13 protein-coding genes are annotated in these 16,611 nt (G+C 70.7%); 11 read left to right on the top strand and 2 right to left on the bottom strand.

The window, feature by feature from the left end:
• Window positions 1-12: 12 nt before the first annotated feature.
• Both DMH01_RS05485 and DMH01_RS05480 read left to right on the top strand, forming a co-directional pair.
• A complete protein-coding gene (locus tag DMH01_RS05485; protein WP_007028952.1) occupies window positions 13-396 on the top strand; it encodes a WhiB family transcriptional regulator in 384 nt (127 codons plus the stop codon).
• Window positions 397-529: 133 nt separating this feature from the next.
• Entirely contained in the window at window positions 530-3,799 is a 3,270-nt protein-coding gene (locus DMH01_RS05480; RefSeq protein WP_233621406.1) for a glycosyltransferase family 2 protein, read from the top strand.
• Between the two features lie 350 nt (window positions 3,800-4,149).
• On the opposite strand, the gene DMH01_RS05475 is transcribed toward DMH01_RS05480, so the two are convergent.
• Window positions 4,150-4,581 carry a metallopeptidase family protein gene (locus tag DMH01_RS05475; protein ID WP_007028954.1) on the bottom strand — a complete coding sequence of 144 codons (432 nt, stop codon included), beginning with the start codon at window positions 4,579-4,581 and terminating at the stop codon, window positions 4,150-4,152.
• Between the two features lie 116 nt (window positions 4,582-4,697).
• Between DMH01_RS05475 and DMH01_RS05470 the strand changes: the two genes are divergently transcribed.
• From DMH01_RS05470 to DMH01_RS05445, 6 genes are all read left to right on the top strand, one after another.
• Window positions 4,698-5,051 carry a DUF3499 domain-containing protein gene (locus DMH01_RS05470; protein WP_073848429.1) on the top strand — a complete coding sequence of 118 codons (354 nt, stop codon included), beginning with the start codon at window positions 4,698-4,700 and terminating at the stop codon, window positions 5,049-5,051.
• Between the two features lie 72 nt (window positions 5,052-5,123).
• Window positions 5,124-6,479: a phosphomannomutase/phosphoglucomutase gene (locus tag DMH01_RS05465; RefSeq protein ID WP_125673983.1), complete on the top strand. Its 1,356-nt coding sequence runs from the start codon at window positions 5,124-5,126 to the stop codon at window positions 6,477-6,479.
• 52 nt (window positions 6,480-6,531) lie between these two features.
• Window positions 6,532-6,753, top strand: a complete 222-nt coding sequence (locus DMH01_RS05460; RefSeq protein ID WP_125673982.1) for a Trm112 family protein — start codon at window positions 6,532-6,534, stop codon at window positions 6,751-6,753.
• The gene (locus DMH01_RS05455; protein WP_125673981.1) at window positions 6,737-7,828 is read left to right on the top strand and encodes a hypothetical protein; all 1,092 of its coding nucleotides are present in this window, start codon (window positions 6,737-6,739) and stop codon (window positions 7,826-7,828) included. The genes DMH01_RS05460 and DMH01_RS05455 overlap by 17 nt, the downstream gene beginning before the upstream one ends.
• Before the next feature lie 66 nt (window positions 7,829-7,894).
• Window positions 7,895-9,118 carry a mannose-6-phosphate isomerase, class I gene (gene manA, locus DMH01_RS05450; protein ID WP_125674353.1) on the top strand — a complete coding sequence of 408 codons (1,224 nt, stop codon included), beginning with the start codon at window positions 7,895-7,897 and terminating at the stop codon, window positions 9,116-9,118.
• 189 nt (window positions 9,119-9,307) lie between these two features.
• Complete coding sequence (locus tag DMH01_RS05445; RefSeq protein ID WP_125673980.1) at window positions 9,308-9,817, top strand: hypothetical protein; 510 nt, start codon at window positions 9,308-9,310, stop codon at window positions 9,815-9,817.
• A 58-nt stretch (window positions 9,818-9,875) separates the two neighbouring features.
• Here the strand turns inward: DMH01_RS05445 and DMH01_RS05440 are convergent, their stop codons facing one another.
• A complete protein-coding gene (locus DMH01_RS05440) occupies window positions 9,876-12,875 on the bottom strand; it encodes a BTAD domain-containing putative transcriptional regulator (protein ID WP_125673979.1) in 3,000 nt (999 codons plus the stop codon).
• A gap of 144 nt (window positions 12,876-13,019) precedes the next feature.
• Between DMH01_RS05440 and DMH01_RS05435 the strand changes: the two genes are divergently transcribed.
• From DMH01_RS05435 to DMH01_RS05425, 3 genes are all read left to right on the top strand, one after another.
• On the top strand, window positions 13,020-13,934 hold the full coding sequence (locus tag DMH01_RS05435; RefSeq protein ID WP_125673978.1) for a cation diffusion facilitator family transporter: 915 nt from the start codon (window positions 13,020-13,022) through the stop codon (window positions 13,932-13,934).
• Between the two features lie 226 nt (window positions 13,935-14,160).
• On the top strand, window positions 14,161-15,681 hold the full coding sequence (locus DMH01_RS05430) for an amino acid permease (protein WP_125673977.1): 1,521 nt from the start codon (window positions 14,161-14,163) through the stop codon (window positions 15,679-15,681).
• A 224-nt stretch (window positions 15,682-15,905) separates the two neighbouring features.
• Window positions 15,906-16,607, top strand: a complete 702-nt coding sequence (locus tag DMH01_RS05425; protein WP_125673976.1) for an LPXTG cell wall anchor domain-containing protein — start codon at window positions 15,906-15,908, stop codon at window positions 16,605-16,607.
• The last annotated feature ends 4 nt before the right edge of the window (window positions 16,608-16,611 follow it).

Raw genomic sequence — 16,611 nt, 5'->3', positions numbered from 1 at the left:
AGGGGGCGGCGGATGGTGTTTCAACACCGCCAGCCTGGGGAGTGCGTGGACAGCGAGGAGGCGGACGTGCGGTTGGAAGCAGATGGAAGGGAATGGGGGCAAGTCGTGGGTTGGGGTGAGGTCCCGGAGCAGCAACTGGGCGATCTCACCGAGCTTTTCGACGATGCCTCCGCGGAAGAGCAGGACTGGCAGGAACGGGCCCTCTGCGCGCAGACGGACCCGGAGGCGTTCTTCCCCGAGAAGGGCGGCTCCACCCGTGAAGCCAAGCGGATCTGCCTCGGTTGCGAGGTCAAGGACGAGTGCCTCGAGTACGCCCTCGCGCATGACGAGCGGTTCGGTATTTGGGGCGGGCTCTCCGAACGTGAGCGTAGGAAACTGAAAAAGCGAGCTGTGTGACGGCGATCTCCGGTGGCCTGTGCGCGCCGGAGATCGCTTACGCCCGCTTCCACATCGTGGGGCCACCAACGGGTGACAGGGTCGCGTCGTAGGGTGGCGGCACTCGACTTCGCCGCCACATCTGGAGTGCCCGTTGTCCCGCACTGCCGCGTCACCTGTGTTGCGCACGGTCCCCGTTCTGGCCATTGTGGTCTGTCACAACGGCGAGAACTGGTTGCCACTGGCGCTTTCCGCGCTGCGGCGCAGCGGAGTCCGGCCGCGGCACATCCTCGCGGTCGACACCGGATCCACCGACGGGACGGCGAAGATCCTCGCCGACGCGGCGTCCGTCGGCGAAGCGCCGGTCCTGGACGGAATTCTCACACTTTCCCGTGATGTCGGCTTCGGCGCCGCCGTCGGCGAGGCCGTCGAGCACGCCGTCGACCGCTGGGGTGATCCCGGTGGCTGGCTCTGGCTGCTGCACGACGATTGCGCGCCGGAACCCGACTGCCTCGAAAACCTGTTGGCAGCGGCCGAAAACGAGCCCGACGCGACGGTGCTCGGCCCGCTCGCGGTCGACTGGAGCGACCCGCGGCTCATCGTCGAAGCCGGATTGTCGACCGACGCCATCGGCCACCGGCAGCAGATCTCACCGGACGAGAACGACACCGCCGTGCTCGCCGTGCCGAGCGCGGGATCGCTGGTGCGGCGGGAAGTCTGGCACGACCTCGGCGGTTACGACCCCGGCTTTTCCTTGCTGCGCGAGGATCTCGACTTCGGCTGGCGCGCCAACGCCGCGGGCGGGCGGGTGCTTTCGGTGCCGCCGGCCCGGCTCCGGCACGCTCGCGCGCTCAGCACCGGGCAGCGCGAACCGGATGCCCTCGGTCTTTCCCTCGCGACGGCGAACCGCGCGCACGGGCTGCGGGTGTTCCTCGTCAACTGCTCCCCACTGTCCTATTGGTTCGGCCTTTTTCGAATTCCGCTGTTCGCGGTGCTGCGGGCGCTCGCGTTCCTGCTGCTGCGGCGCACCGGCGAGGCGGGCGCGGAACTCAGGGCCACCTGGTACCTGCTGCGCGGCCGCGGCGGGCTGCGCGCGGCCCGCGCCGAACGCCGGAAGACGGGCAGGCCGGGCCGTGTCCGCGGGCTCTTCACCGGCCGGATGACGCGGGTGCGCAACGCGGTGCGCGCCGGTGTCGTCGGTCTCGTCCGGCGTGGCGTGGAACGGGATTTCGCCCTCGGGACGGTGCCGGAAAGTGTCGATCAGGAAGGGGCCTGGATCCCGCCGGAGGCGGTGAAGGCCGGGCAGGACCGTCCGGTCGGGCCCGGCGCGCTGCCCGCGGGAGCGATGCGCGGCGTCGGCTCGCGGGGGACGGGGCTGAGGCGGCCCAGCGGGGTCGTCGCGGTCGCGGTTCCCGAAAAGCCTGCGGCTCCCGAGGAAGAGGGACCGAAACCGTCTCCGGTGCCGCGGCGGCCGGAACCCGAGCTCGTGTTCGTCGAGGTGGACCGGAAACGCGTCCTGGGCGCGACCGTGTTCGCCCCGCCGGTGATCATGCTCGTGGTGCTGACGGCCCTCGCGTTCGTGGTCAACGGTTCCCGGCTCGGGCTGGACCTTTTCGGCGGGAAACTGCTGCCGGTCGGCGGGCTCGGCGAGATCTGGGCGTCGTATCTCGCGCCGTGGCACGCGATCGCCGGCGGGACGGCGAGCCCCGCGCCCGCGACGTTGCCGGTGCTGGGCACGCTCGGCGCGATCTTCGCCCCGATCGGCGGTCCGGCGGCACTGGTCGCGATCCTGCTGATCGGTGACATCCCGCTCGCGGCTCTGAGCGCGTACGCCGCCACTCGGCACCTTCGCGTGCGTCGCTGGGTTCGGGCCGTCGTCGCGGCGGCGTACGGCGTGCTCCCCGCGGCCACCGCTTCGGTCGCGCAGGGACGGCTCGACGTCGTCGTCGTGCACCTGCTGCTGCCCCTGGTGATCGCGGGCATCGTCGGGCTGCTGGTCCGCGCGGACTCGCGCTGGCTGCACGTTTCCGCGCTGAGCGCGATCGGGCTGGCGCTGATCGGCGCCTTCTCGCCGCTGGCGCACGCGCTGGCGCTGGTCGGGCTCGTGATCGGGTTCGTGGTGCTGCCGTCGCCGACCGGGCTCGCGCGGCGGATCGCGTCGGTCGGCATCGTGGTGTTCCTTCCGCTGGCGTTGCTGCTGCCGTGGCCGAGTGTGCTGCTGCGGCATCCGGAACTGCTGTTGCACGGGCTCGGCGGCGGCGCCACGGCCGCGTCCGGGGCCGATCTCGCCGGACTGGACCCTGGCGGTCCCGGCGCGTGGCCGATCGGGGTGGCGCTGGTCGCGGCCGCGATCGTCGCGCTGGTGGTCCGGCCGTCGAAGGGCGCGGGCGGCGGTGTCGCGGTCGTCGTGCTGGGGGTGCTCGGGCTCGTGGCGGTGCGGTTCGTGGCCGTGACGCCGATGTCGGGCGGCGCGCACGCGACCGGGTACGCCGGGGTGCCGCTGCTGGTGGTCAGCGCGGGGTTGCTGTGGACGGTGCTGGCGACCTGGCAGCGAGGCGGGTCCGGGGTCGACCCCGCGCCGTGGCTGGCGAAGGTCACGGCCGTGGCCGGGGTGCTGGTGCTGCTCGCGTTGGCGACCGGTGCGGTCGTCGCCGGACGGGAAGGGCCGTTGCGGGCGGGTGAGCGTCCCTCGCTGGCTCCGGAGATTTCCGCGGAGCTGGCTTCGAGTGGCCGCTCCGTGCTGGTGGTCGGTTCTGTTCAGGATGGTGTCCGGCAGACCGGTGGGCGGTTGCCGAGTTTCGGCGACGACGAACTCGCGCCGACGCCCGGCAGCGCCGATCGGCTCGCCTCGTGGCGCCGGGACCTTCTGCAAGGCTCGCCGGATGCCGTCAAACAGGCCTTCGCGGCGGCTTTGGCCTCGGGGGTCTCGTATGTCGTCCTGCCGAGCGGTGCCGACGGCGGTGCCTTCGTCGAACTCGCGCGGGACCTGGTCGCTCCGGCGGCGCCGACTTCGGACGGGCGTCCGGTGCTGCGCTTGCTGCCCGCCGGTGGGCAGGTGGCGCTGATCTCGCCGGAACTGGCGCAGGCGGCCGTGACCGGGAAGGGCGCGCCCGGCGCGTCGCCCGGGGTGGCACCGGTGCAGGCCGGGCTGCCGGAGGTGCGGGTGCGCGTCTCGGAAGGCCCGACCGGGCGGCTGCTCGTGCTGGCCGCGGAGTTCGAGGCGGGCTGGCAGGCGAGTGTGGACGGCAAGGCCGTGCCGATCGTGCGGGCTTGGGGGCACCAGGTGGCGGTCTCGGTTCCGCCCACGCCGTCGGAGGTGGTGGTGGAGCATCAGGGGACCACGCGGAATCTGCTGCTGCTGGCGCAGGTGGCGGCGGTGCTGTTCACGCTGCTGACCGCTGTTCCTACGCGGAGGCGTTCTTGAGTTCTCTCGGCTGTCCTGAAGGTCCCCTTTGAGACGTTCAACGTCTCAAAGGGGACCTTCAGGACATTCCAGCGGTCGGCTTGGGCTCATCTCCCGCCTCCGGCCGGGAGGCTCGGGGTTCCCAATGTCGCATCAGGGTCGCTCAGCGTCTCAAATGCGACATTGGGAACCTTCTGAGCCTGCCCAAGCCCCCGCGCCCCAGTTATCCACAGCCCCTTCCCCTTGTGGACAACTCGGCGCTCCAGCGCCGTTTCCGCAGGTCCCGTCGTCGCCCCGCGATACACTGGGCTGGGGACGCCCCCCGGGGAAGGGCGGGGGCTGGGCTGGGGGGAGAAGCGGAGGGTGAGGGGTTATTCGCCTTCGATGACGTCGGGTTCGACGCCGAGGTAGCCCGCCACCTGTTCGACGAGGACGTCGTGGACCAGTTCCGCGAGTTCGCCGGGGTCTTTCGCGCGCGCTTCGAGGGGGCGCCGGTAGAGGACGATGCGGGCCCGCGTCGGGAGGCCGGCGCGGTCGACGCCGGCGGGCACGAGCCGCGAGAGCGGGACGGCGCCGTCGTGCAACACGCCGTCCACTCCGGTCGGTGCGCCATCCGAGCGAACTTCGGGGACGTCGTCGACGGCGACGTCGAGCTTCGTCAGCTCGTGCCGCCACCGCGCTTCGATCGGTTCGAGCGCGTCCAAAACCAGCGCGTCGAACCTTTCCGCCCTGCTAGCGGCGGCGGGAAGGGTCGACGGATACAGCGCTCCGCGCAGGCCCCGGCCGTGCCGGTCCCGGCGCATCCGCCGTCGCTGTCGGGAATCACGAGCCGTCGCCACGAACCGAAGGGTACGCGCTCGGCGATTCAAAGCGCGTGTCGCCGGTACGCTCGGCTCGCGACGCGCTATCGTTCTCGATCGTGCGGAGCGTACGAAAGTGTTCGCGAACGGGTTGTCTCGAACCCGCTGTCGCCACGCTCACGTATGCCTACAGCGATTCGACGGCCGTCGTGGGCCCACTGGCCACGGCGAGCGAGCCGCACTCCTATGACCTCTGCGAGGCGCACGCCCTCCGGCTGACCGTGCCCAAGGGCTGGGAAGTCGTCCGGCACGAAGGGGCCTTCGCCGCCCCGGACCCGTCTGCCGACGAGCTGACCGCGCTGGCCGAGGCCGTGCGCGAGGCGGGCCGGTCCGACAAGCCCGCGCCCGAGCCCGAACCCGAGGGACCCTCGGGCAGGCGCGGCCACCTGCGCGTCCTGCCCGGCCGCGCCTGACGCGAGGGCTCGCCGGTAGGCTTTCGAGCGCGCCAGAGGGCGTTGTAACGAGACTATTGGCGGGGAGCAGGCGTGCCAGACCTTTCGGGCATCGTGAAGGCCTACGACATTCGCGGCGTGGTCGGTGAGCAGCTGGACGCGGCACTCGTCCGCGACCTCGGATCGGCGTTCGCCCTGTTGATCAAGCCGGAGTCCGACTCCGTGGTGATCGGCCACGACATGCGCGACTCCTCGCCCGAGCTGTCCGCCGCGTTCGCCGACGGCGTGACCTCGCAGGGCCTCGACGTCGTGTCGATCGGCCTCGCCAGCACCGACCAGCTGTACTTCGCGTCCGGGTCGCTCAACCTGCCGGGCGCCATGTTCACCGCCAGCCACAACCCGGCGAAGTACAACGGCATCAAGCTGTGCCGCTCGGGCGCCGCCCCCGTCGGCCAGGACTCCGGTCTCGCGGAGATCCGCGACACCGTCGAGCAGGGTGTGCCCGCCTTCGAGGGCCAGCGCGGTTCGGTGACCGAGAAGGACGTCCTCGCGGACTACGCGGCGTACCTGCGCAAGCTCGTCGACCTGTCGGGCAGCCGTCCGCTGAAGGTCGTCGTCGACGCAGGCAACGGCATGGGCGGCTACACCGTTCCGACGGTTTTCGCGGGCCTGCCCATCGAGGTCGTCCCGATGTACTTCGAACTCGACGGCAACTTCCCCAACCACGAGGCCAACCCGCTCGACCCGAAGAACATCGTCGACCTCCAGGCGAAGGTGCGCGAGGAAGGCGCCGACGCGGGCCTCGCCTTCGACGGCGACGCGGACCGCTGCTTCGTCGTCGACGAGCGCGGCGAGCCGGTCTCCCCGAGCGCCATCACCGCGCTGGTCGCGATCCGTGAGCTGGAGAAGGAGCCGGGCGGCACCATCATCCACAACCTGATCACGTCGAAGGGCGTCCCGGAGATCGTCGCCGAACACGGCGGCAAGCCGGTGCGCACCCGGGTCGGCCACTCGTTCATCAAGGCCGAGATGGCCAAGACCGGCGCGATCTTCGGCGGGGAGCACTCCGCCCACTACTACTTCCGCGACTTCTGGCGTGCCGACACCGGCATGCTGGCCGCGCTGCACGTGCTCGCCGCCCTCGGCGAGCAGTCGGGCCCGCTGTCCGAGCTGACGGCGGAGTATTCGCGGTACTCGGCCTCCGGCGAGATCAACTCCACCGTCGACGACCAGGTCGCGCGCATGATGGCGGTCAAGGACGCGTTCGGCGCCCGCGACGGCGTCGAGATCGACGAACTGGACGGCCTCACCGTGCAGCTCCCCGGCGGCGGCTGGTTCAACCTGCGCCCGTCCAACACCGAGCCGCTGCTCCGCCTGAACGTCGAGGCCGCCGACGCCGAGGCCGTCCGGGCGCTGACCGAAGACGTATTGGCGATCGTCCGTGGGTAACGAATGTGTCGTGAAAACACATCTCGAGCCGTCCCACAGGTAGGGAGTAACCATGGCCGTCACGTTCGACGCACAGTTGCTGGAGATCCTGGCCTGCCCGTCCCCCGATCACGCGCCGCTGCGGCCGGGGACGACGGCCGATCCGGAAGCCGACGCGCTGACCTGCACGGAATGCGGTCGCGTGTATCCGGTCCGTGATGGAATCCCGGTACTGTTGCTGGACGAAGCCACCGAGCCGACGACCCCGGATGGCGATCATGCCGACGGTCCCTGACGAGTCCCTGCTCGACGATCCCGCGAGGCTGGCCGAGGCCGACACCGCGGGGCTTCTCCGTGCCGCCGCGATGGCGGGCGCCCAGGTCCGGGCGACCGCCGCGGCCGCGGCCGAACTCGAGCTGAGCGATCGCCTGGACGTCGGGCGCCCGCGCTCGCTCGTGCTGATCGACCGGCCGGGGGTCAGCCGGACGCTGACCCGGCTGGTCGCCGCGCTCCTGGCCCCGGCGTGCCCGGTTCCGGTGGTCGTCGCCGAGGTGGTGCCGAGCTGGATCGGCGCGCTCGACGTGGTCTTCGCGCACACCGACGACGCCGGTGACCGCGAGCTGGCGGCCTCCTTGGAACGCGCCGCCCGGTTCGGGGCGACCGTCGTGCTGTCCGCGCCCGACGAAGGCCCCGTCGCCGCCGCCGTCGCGGGCAAGGGTGTCCTGCTCGCGCCGAGGATCCCGGTTCCGCCGGAGATGGCGTTCCCGCGCGGGCTCGCCGCCGCCCTGCTGACCGCGAACGCGCTCGGCCTGCTGGTGGCCGATCTGGAGCAGCTCGCGGACCATCTCGACGCGGAGGCCGAGAAGGATTACCTGGCCAGGGATTCGTTCGCGAACCCGGCCAAGGCGATGGCGCTGAAGCTGGCCGAGCGCCAGCCGCTGCTGTGGGGGCTGGACCCGGTCGCGGTCGCCGTCGGCGAGCACGCTGCCCACGCGTTCGCCGCGCACGCCGCCCTCGTCTGTGACGTGGAGGACTATCGCCAGGCGCTGGCCAGGCCCGCTTTGCGGCGGGCGGCGTTGTCCGGGGGCGTGGAGCGCGATATCTTCGCGGACCCGGAGGAGGGGGCAGGTGCGACGCCGAGGGTGTTGCTCCTCGCCGTTCGCACGGGGCCCGCCGCCGACGCGGCCCGCTATCAGGCGGAAGACCTGCTGCCCGGCGGCGACGTGATCGCCCCGGCCGAAGAGATCGAAACGGACGAGATCGTGCGTGCGGCCGTTCTCGCGCTTCGTTTCGAGCTGGCCGCGGTCTATCTGGGGCTGGCCGTCGGCAGCATCGGCGGCGCCGGGAGGTACACGCCCGCAACGGCGTGAGTCCCGAGCGCGACGTAAGCAATGAGGGCCGGCACCACCCGTGCCCGGCGAGGAGTTGAGGTGACAGTGGAGCTGCTGCGCAATGCCGTGCGGCCCTACGCGTGGGGGTCGAGAACGACGATCCCCGAGCTGCTGGGGCGCCCGGTGCCGGCGCCGCATCCGGAGGCGGAACTGTGGATGGGCGCCCACCCCGGCGACCCGTCCCACGTCATCGGCCCGGACGGCACCGAGCGGAGCCTGCTGGAGCTCGTCGAAGCCGACCCGGTCGGCCAGCTCGGCACGACCTGCGCCGGCCGCTGGGGCGGCAGGCTGCCGTTCCTGCTGAAGATCCTCGCCGCCGAAGAGCCGCTCTCGATGCAGGCGCACCCGTCGGCCGCGCAGGCGGCGGAGGGCTACGCGCGTGAGGAGTCGGCGGGGATCCCGCGAGACGCTTCGAACCGCAATTACCCGGATCCGACGGCGAAGCCGGAACTCGTTTGCGCGCTGACGGAGTTCCACGCGCTGGCGGGCTTCCGCGACCCGGAACGCACGATCTCGCTGCTCAAGGCGATCGAGACGCCTGGGCTGGCGAAGTACGCGGTGCTGCTGGAGGCCCAGCCGGATCCGGCCGGGCTGCGCGCGCTGTTCACCACCTGGATCACCCTGCCGCAGGCGGCGCTCGACGAACTGCTGCCCGAGGTCCTCGATTCGTGTGTGAAGCACGTCCAGGAACGCGGCGAGTTCGACCTCGAATGCCGCACCATCCTGGAGCTCGGAGAGTCGCATCCCCGGGACGCGGGCGTGCTCGCGGCCCTGCTGCTCAACCGGCTCACCCTCAGCGCGGGCGAGGCGATCTACCTGCCCGCCGGGAACCTGCACCTGTACCTGCACGGCACCGCCGTCGAGATCCTGGCGAACTCGGACAACATCCTGCGCTGCGGGCTGACCCCGAAGCACGTCGACGTGCCGGAGCTGCTGCGCGTCGTCGACTTCGCGTGCGGCGAGATGCCGGTGCAGAGCGGGGAACGCGAGGAGCGCATGTCGGTGTACCGCACCGACGCGCCCGAGTTCGAGCTGTCGCGGATCGAATGGGCGGAAGGGGACGGCGGCGAGGTCGCCGTCCACGACGTCGGCCCGCAGATCCTGCTGTGCACCGCCGGTGGCCTGCTGGTGACGGCCGACGACGGCGAGCAGGTCGAACTCCGCCGCGGCCAGTCGGTGTGGCTCCCGGCCGCCGACCCGGAGGTCCGCGTGCGCCCGCTGTCCGGGGAGCGCACCCAGGTGTTCCGCGCCACCGCCGGCACCTGCTGATTTCTCGCGTTCAGTCCTCTCGATGCGGTACTTGCACACGCAAGGACCGCATCGAGAGGACTGAACGCGTGGGTGCTTGGCCGAAGTGTGTGCGTTCCGTGTGGTGGGTTCCGCAACTATCGCCCGAAGGGGTGACCCGGCGCTTGGCGTCGGCTCGTCCCGGATGTCGATAGCCAAGGAGCAGCAGTAGTGACTTCCCATCCCGACACGGCGAGCGGACGCGCTTACCGGGTGCCGGTCTCCGCGCGCCCCAGTGCCCTGCTCGCCGCGCTCGGAGCCGCCGTGGTGACCGTGCTCGTCCCGGTCGTCGACCTGGTGCTCCCGCTGCCGAGCGGCCAGGACCTGGTCGGCTCCGCGCAGGCGCTGGCGGGGCTGGCAGGCGAAACGATCGAGTCCGTCAAGGCCGCGGGCTCCGGCCTGCACGGCCTCGCCGCCGAAGCGGAGAGCAGGCTGAACCTTCCGCTGGTCGTGCTCGTCTCGCTCGGCGCGCAGGTGCTGCTCACGGCCGCGCTGGTGGTGACGGGCACCCAGCCCGTCCGCGTGATGCTGACCGTCGCCGGGCTGATCAACGTGTTCGCGGTCGCGCGGCTGGGGCCCGCCGCGCCGCCGGTGTGGGACGCCGCGGCCAACGGCGTGCTGGTGATCGTGCTGGCCTGGTTCTCCGCCGGACGGCGCGAACCACGGCTCGCCGCGGTATGACTCCGGGCTGATGGTGACTTCCGGGTGGTGCCCGTCTGAGGGGTCGGGCACCCCCCGGTCAGGCCGGGGCGGGTTCGGTGAGCGACAACAGCAACCGGACGAGGGTCGAAGCGTTGGCGTCGTGGGGGACTCCCAATCGCTTCGCCTCTTCGCCCGCCGCCTCGGCCGCCTTCGTTTCCCCGACGGCCTCGTACGCCCTGCGCAATACGTGCAGGGTGAGGGTCGTCGCGGGTTTCCCGCCCATGGCGCGGAATTCGTCAAGACACTGGCGCAGCACGGGAATCGCGCGATCGGCGTGCCCGTCGCCGATCCAGCTCGCGGCTATCGCGCGCGTGCAGGAAAGCTCGCGCGGCCGTTCTTCGAGTGCACCGGCCAGCCGTCGCGCGTTCTCGTAGGCCTTCACCGCGTCGTCCCGCCGTCCGGCGCCCGCGAGGATCGCGCCCTGGGTGCGCAAAGACTTCGCCAGCGCCGACTTCGCCGTTGTCCGGCGCAGCACCCGGACCGATTCCTCGATCGTCGCCAAGGCCTCCTCCGGGCGGCCGTCGAGCATCAGCGACCACGAAAGTCCTTGCAGGGCAACACCGAGTTGCCGTTCGTCGCCGCGTTCGCGCGCATGCGCGAGGCTGCGCCTGTCGATCTCCAGTGCCTCGGAGATCTTGCCGAGGCGGTGCAACGCCGCGGACTCCGCCTGCCGCGCGTACGCCCCACTTTCATCCACAGTGGACAGTTCGCGGGCCTGGGTCGCGGCGTGCAGGGATTCGCCCGCCCTGCCGAGGCCGACGAGGCAGCGCGCCAGGTTCGTCTCGACCCACGCCTGCGCGGAAATATCGCCCAGCTCCGCCAATTCCTTCGAACATTCGCGGTAGCCCTCGGCGGCGAGCTCGTACTCGCCTCGGACGTGCAGCAGTACCGCCAGGTTCGCCTCGGCGACGACCACGATATGCCTGTCACCCGCCTCGCGGGCGGCGTCGCGCAAGGTCTCGTACGCCGTCCGCATATCGGTGTAATGGCTGTGCAAGTACAGGTACGCACTCAGCCTTTCCAGTATCCGCAACGCTTTCCGCCGCCAGCCGACGGCGCACAGCGACGAGACGGCGGCGACCAGGTTGGCCCGCTCCACGGAGAACCAGGTGCCGGGGTCGCGCAGCAGCCGCTCGACCAGCTCGTCCGCCAACGGCTGCGCGGGCACGTCGTGATCAGACAACGGCATCGGCACCGTCCTCGGCAGGCGGCGGGCCGCCGTGTCGGCGAGACACAGCGCCGCGTCCGACACCTTCGCGACCGTCGCCACTCGCTCGGCGTGGGTCTCCAGCGCACGGCCGAGTTCCGTGGCGAACACGCGCACGAGATCGTGGACACGGAATCGTTGCTCACCCGTCGGATCGAGACCGGTGGCTTCGAGCAGGCTGGCCTCGACGAGTTCGTCGATGGCCTCGTCGGCGCCCTCGTCATCGATCAGCGTCGACACCGCCCACGCCGGCAGGTCGAGGGTGCGGCAGCGGCCGATCAGCCGGAAGGCGCGCCGCGCGGCCGGGCTCAGCGCCTGATAGCTCAACGCGATACTGCCGCGGACCTGGAGATCGCTGACCTGGAGTTCGTCGAGGCGCGAGACCTCGTCCTCCAGCTTCCCGGCGAGCTTCCCGAGCGGCAGACCGGGCCGCATCGCGAGCCTGCTGCCGGCGATCCGCAACGCCAGCGGGAGATTGCCGCAGGCCTTGGCGATCCGTTCCGCGTCCGCGCGTTCGGCGCCGACCCGGTCCGGCCCGGCCAGCCGCGCCAGGAGGGTCACCGCCTCGGCACCGGACAACGGCGCGAGATGGAGCCGATCCGCCCCCGCGAGCCCGGAAAGCCGTTGCCTGCTGGTGATCAGCACCGCGCTGCCCGGCGTTCCCGGCAGCAGCGCGCGGACCTGCTCGGGGCTCGCGGCGTCGTCGAGCACCACGAGGACCCGCCGATCGGCGAGGCGGCCGCGATAGACCGCCGCCCTGGCCTCGACGTCGTCCGGGATGGCCGGACCGGTGACGCCGAGCGCGCGCAACAGGTCGCCGAGGACGTCGGCGAGTTCGCGAGGGTCCGAGGCGCCTGCCAGCGGGACGAACAGCTGACCGTCCGGGAAGGACCGGCGGAGCCTGTGCGCGGTGGTGACCGCGAGCGTGGACTTGCCCGCCCCCGGTTCGCCGGTGATCACCGCGACCGGGACACCGGTGGCCTCGCCGAGCAGCGCGGAGAGCTTCGCGATCTCGCTCTCGCGGCCGGCGAGATCCGCGATGTCCGGCGGCAGCTGGCAGATCGGGAAGACCGGCGCCACCTTGGCCGAGGGCACCGGATCCTCGCCGCGCAGCACGGCGGCGTGCACCCGGCGGACCTCGGCACCGGGCTCCACGCCCAGCTCCTCGACGAGGGTGGCGCGCAGATCGCGGTGGACGGCCAGGGAATCGGCCTGCCGTCCGGCGCGGTGCAGCGCGATCATCAGCTGCGCGGCCAGCCGCTCGCGCAGCGGATGTTCGGTGATCATCGCCTGGAGCTCACCGGTGAGCTCGCCGTGCCTGCCGTCGGACAGTTCGGCGTCGACACAGTCTTCGAAGGCGGCGAGCCGCTCCGACTCGAGGCGGGCGATGTCCGCGTCGAGCCGGGGGACGTGCAGTCCGGAAAGGACCGGTCCGCGCCATTCCGCCAGCGCCCGGCGGTAGTGCCCGGCTGCCGCCGCCGGATCGCCCGCCCGCGCCGCCGCCTTCCCCGCCGCGGCGGCTTCGCGGAAGGACAGCAGATCGAGGTCGGCGGGCTCGACCACCAGCCGGTAGCCGTGCGGATCACGCTCGATCTCCAGCCCCTCGAACCGGGCTCGCAGGCGGGAGACGTACGTGTGCAGATTCGAGGAGTACGACTTCGGCGGGGTGTCCGGCCAGAGGGTCTCGACCAGGGCGTCGACCGGGACGGACGAGTTCGCGTTCAGCAGCAGGACGGCCAGCAGGGCACGCTGGTGATCGCCGCGCGGCGTCGTGCGCCGCCCGGGCGGGCTCTCGATCGTCAGCGGTCCGAGCACGCCGAATCGCGGCACGGGCACCTCCCCAGGTCATGAGAGGGGCGAGACTAGCGAGGGGGCCCGACAATTCTGTGACCTGTCCCGCCCGCCGTGTACGGGCTCATCTGCACTGCTAGCCTTCGAACCCGGCATATCGGGACACCATTTGGGGAGTTGCACGTGTCTGCAGGTGGCGGAACCAAGGCGATCATCGCCGCGCTCGTGGCGAACGCCGGAATCGCGGCCGCGAAGTTCACCGGCTTCCTCATCACGGGGTCGTCCTCGATGCTGGCCGAGTCCGTGCACTCGCTCGCGGACACCTCGAACCAGGGGCTCCTGCTGCTGGGCCAGAAGACCTCGCAGCGCAAGGCGACCCGCACCCACCCGTTCGGCTTCGGGCGGGACCGGTACTTCTACTCGTTCATCGTCGCGCTGATGCTGTTCAGCCTCGGCTCGGTGTTCGCGCTGTACGAGGGCATCCACAAGATCTCGCAGCCCGAAGACCTGACCTCGCCGCTGGTGGCGGTCGGCATCCTCGTGGTCGCGATCGGGCTGGAGTGCTACTCCTTCTACACCGCGATCCAGGAGTCGAAGAAGATCAAGGGCGACGCGGGCTGGTGGGCCTTCATCCGCCAGGCCAAGACGCCGGAACTGCCGGTGGTGCTGCTGGAGGACGCGGGCGCGCTGCTCGGTCTGGTCTTCGCGCTCGCCGGTGTCGGGCTTTCGGTGATCACGGGCGACCCGGTGTGGGACGGCATCGGCACCGTGACGATCGGTGTGCTGCTCGGCATCATCGCGATCATCCTGATCATCGAGATGAAGAGCCTGCTGATCGGTGAAGGCGCCTCCGAGACCGACCTCGACGTGATCGTCGACGAACTCGCCGCGGGCAAGGTCGAGCGGGTCATCCACATCCGGACGCTGTACATCGGCCCGGACGAGATGCTGGTCGCCGCGAAGCTCGCGCTGGTGCCGGGGCTGGAGACCGCGGACATCGCGCAGGCCATCGACGACGCCGAAGCGCGTGTGCGGGCGAAGGTACCGACGGCGAAGCTGATCTACCTGGAGCCGGACCTGGACCGCGCGCTGGCCTGAGCCGAAGGGGACTTTCCCCGCGTCCGACTTGGTGAAGGGAGCTTTCCCCGCGTGACATGCGGTGAAAGCTCCCTTCGGCGCTTTCGCGACCGCCGTCCGGAGCAACTCTCCGTACCGCGCCGATTACCGCCACGACCTCCGGGTACTTCGTTGCTCTCCCACCGCGCTGCCGTCACGACCGGGCGATAGGGTCCGTTGAACCGCAGTCAGGTGTAGGAGGTCAAGGGTGCCCGGAAACGGTCTGTGGCGTACGAAATCCATCGAGCAGTCCATCGCGGACACCGACGAACCGGGGACCAAGCTCAGGCGGAACCTGAGCGCGTGGGACCTGACCGTCTTCGGTGTCGCCGTCGTCATCGGTGCCGGTATCTTCACCCTCACCGCGCGCACGGCCGGTGACTTCGCGGGGCCGTCGGTCTCGCTCGCGTTCGTGTTCGCGGCCATCGCCTGTGCGCTCGCCGCCCTCTGTTACGCGGAATTCGCGTCGACCGTCCCGGTGGCCGGGAGCGCGTACACGTTCTCCTACGCCACGTTCGGCGAGTTCATGGCGTGGATCATCGGCTGGGACCTCATCCTGGAGCTCGCGGTCGGCGCGGCCGCGGTGTCGAAGGGCTGGTCCGCCTACCTCGAAACCGTGCTCTCCTACATCTTCGGCAAGGGCACGAAGACGACGTTCGAGCTCGGCCCGATCCCGGTCGACTGGGGCGCCCTGCTCGTGGTGCTGGTGCTCGCGACGCTGCTCGCCGTCGGTACGAAGCTGTCTTCGCGGTTCTCCATGGTGATCACCGGGATCAAGGTCGCGGTGGTGCTGTTCGTGATCGTGCTGGGCATCTTCTACATCAAGGGGTCGAACTACACCCCGTTCGTCCCGGACGCCCAGCCCGCCGCGGAATCGGCGTCGACCGGCGTCGACCAGTCGCTGTTCTCGCTGATCGCCGGTGGCGGCAGCAGCGCGTTCGGCGTCTTCGGCCTGCTGGCCGCCGCGTCGCTGGTGTTCTTCGCGTTCATCGGGTTCGACATCGTCGCGACCACCGCCGAGGAGACCCGCAACCCGCAGAAGGCCGTGCCCCGCGGCATCTTCGGCTCGCTCGCCATCGTCACGGTGCTGTACGTCGCCGTGTCGCTCGTGGTCGTCGGCATGGTGAACTACAAGGAGCTCGCCACCACGGCGGGTGACGGCGGCAAGAAGACGCTCGCGTCCGCGTTCGCGGCCAACGGCGTCGACTGGGCGGCCAACATCATCTCCGTCGGTGCGCTCGCCGGTCTGACGACCGTCGTCATGGTGCTGATGCTCGGCCAGATCCGGATCATCTTCGCGATGTCGCGTGACGGCCTGATGCCACGCGGCCTGGCGAAGACCGGCTCGAACGGGACCCCGAAGCGCGCGACCATCGTCGTCGGCGGACTGGTCGCGGTCGCGGCGACGTTCTTCCCGGCGGACAAACTCGAGGAAATGGTCAACGTCGGGACGCTGTTCGCCTTCGTTCTGGTCTCGGCGGGCGTGCTGGTGCTGCGCAAGACCCGGCCCGATCTGCCCCGCGCCTTCCGGGTGCCGTGGGTCCCGGTGATCCCGATCCTGGCGATCGTCGCGTGCCTGTGGCTGATGCTGAACCTGACCGTGCTCACGTGGCTGCGCTTCCTGGCGTGGATGGCGCTGGGCGTCGTCATCTACTTCGCCTACAGCCGTCGCCGATCCCTGCTCGGCAAGCAGGCCAAGGGCGAGGTGCCGACGTCCGTATCGGACTGATCATTCTCGTTTCGACGGCCCACCATTCCTTTGTGGATGGTGGGCCGTTCTGTCGGGGGCCCCGGTTCCGGTGTGAAATCGGTGTGCGCTAACGTCCGGGCTCTTGCCTCACCCCGTCGGGTGAACGGGACTCGTGGAGAAGTACCGCGAGTTGACCTTCGTCCCTCAGAAGAGGCAACCGCGCTTCGCTCGTTTGTCCCCCGATCGGTACAGGAGAGCTCCGAATGCAGATCAAGCCCAGACGGCGTGTTCGTTCCGCCGTCACCGTCGTCGCCCTCGCCACCGCCGCCCTGCTGGGCACCGCGGGCACCGCGCTGGCGTGCCACACCGACGACCCCCGCGCCATCCCGACGCCGAAGAACGTCAGCACCTGTGAGAAGGCGAAGCTGCCGGGCACCGAGATCTCGACGAAAGACCTGACCTTCACCGGTGGGGACAACGAGAAGTACCTCAACATCACCGCGGTCGGTGAAGGCGTCACCGTCACCGCGATCGTGGTCAAGGGCGGCGACGGCTACAACATCTACGAGCCCGGCAAGCGTGGCCTCGCCGAGACCCCGCCGTGGGAGAAGCTGCGCTCGCCGATGAACGGCGGCGGCAAGCAGGCCGACATCAGCCACTGGTTCGCCTGCGGCGAGAAGAAGACCAAGCCGAGCGAGCCGACGAAGCCGAGCGAGCCGACGAAGACCTCGACGGTCAAGCCGCCGACGACCGCGCCGACCACCACGGACAAGCCGTCCCAGACGTCGGAAGCCCCCAGCACCACCGCCCCCGCCCCGAACGTGGGCGGCAACGGCGGTAACGGCGGCGGCCTCGCGGACACCGGTTTCGACAACGCCTGGCTGCTGTGGGCCGGTGGCCTGCTGGTCCTGGCCGGTGCCGGCGTCCTGGTCCTGCTGCGTGTGCGTCGCGGCAAGGCCAACTGAAGCT

Origin of the sequence: Amycolatopsis sp. WAC 04182 (assembly GCF_003947465.1) — a bacterium.
Lineage (GTDB): Bacteria > Actinomycetota > Actinomycetes > Mycobacteriales > Pseudonocardiaceae > Amycolatopsis.
This window is presented reverse-complemented; position numbering and strand designations above follow the sequence as displayed.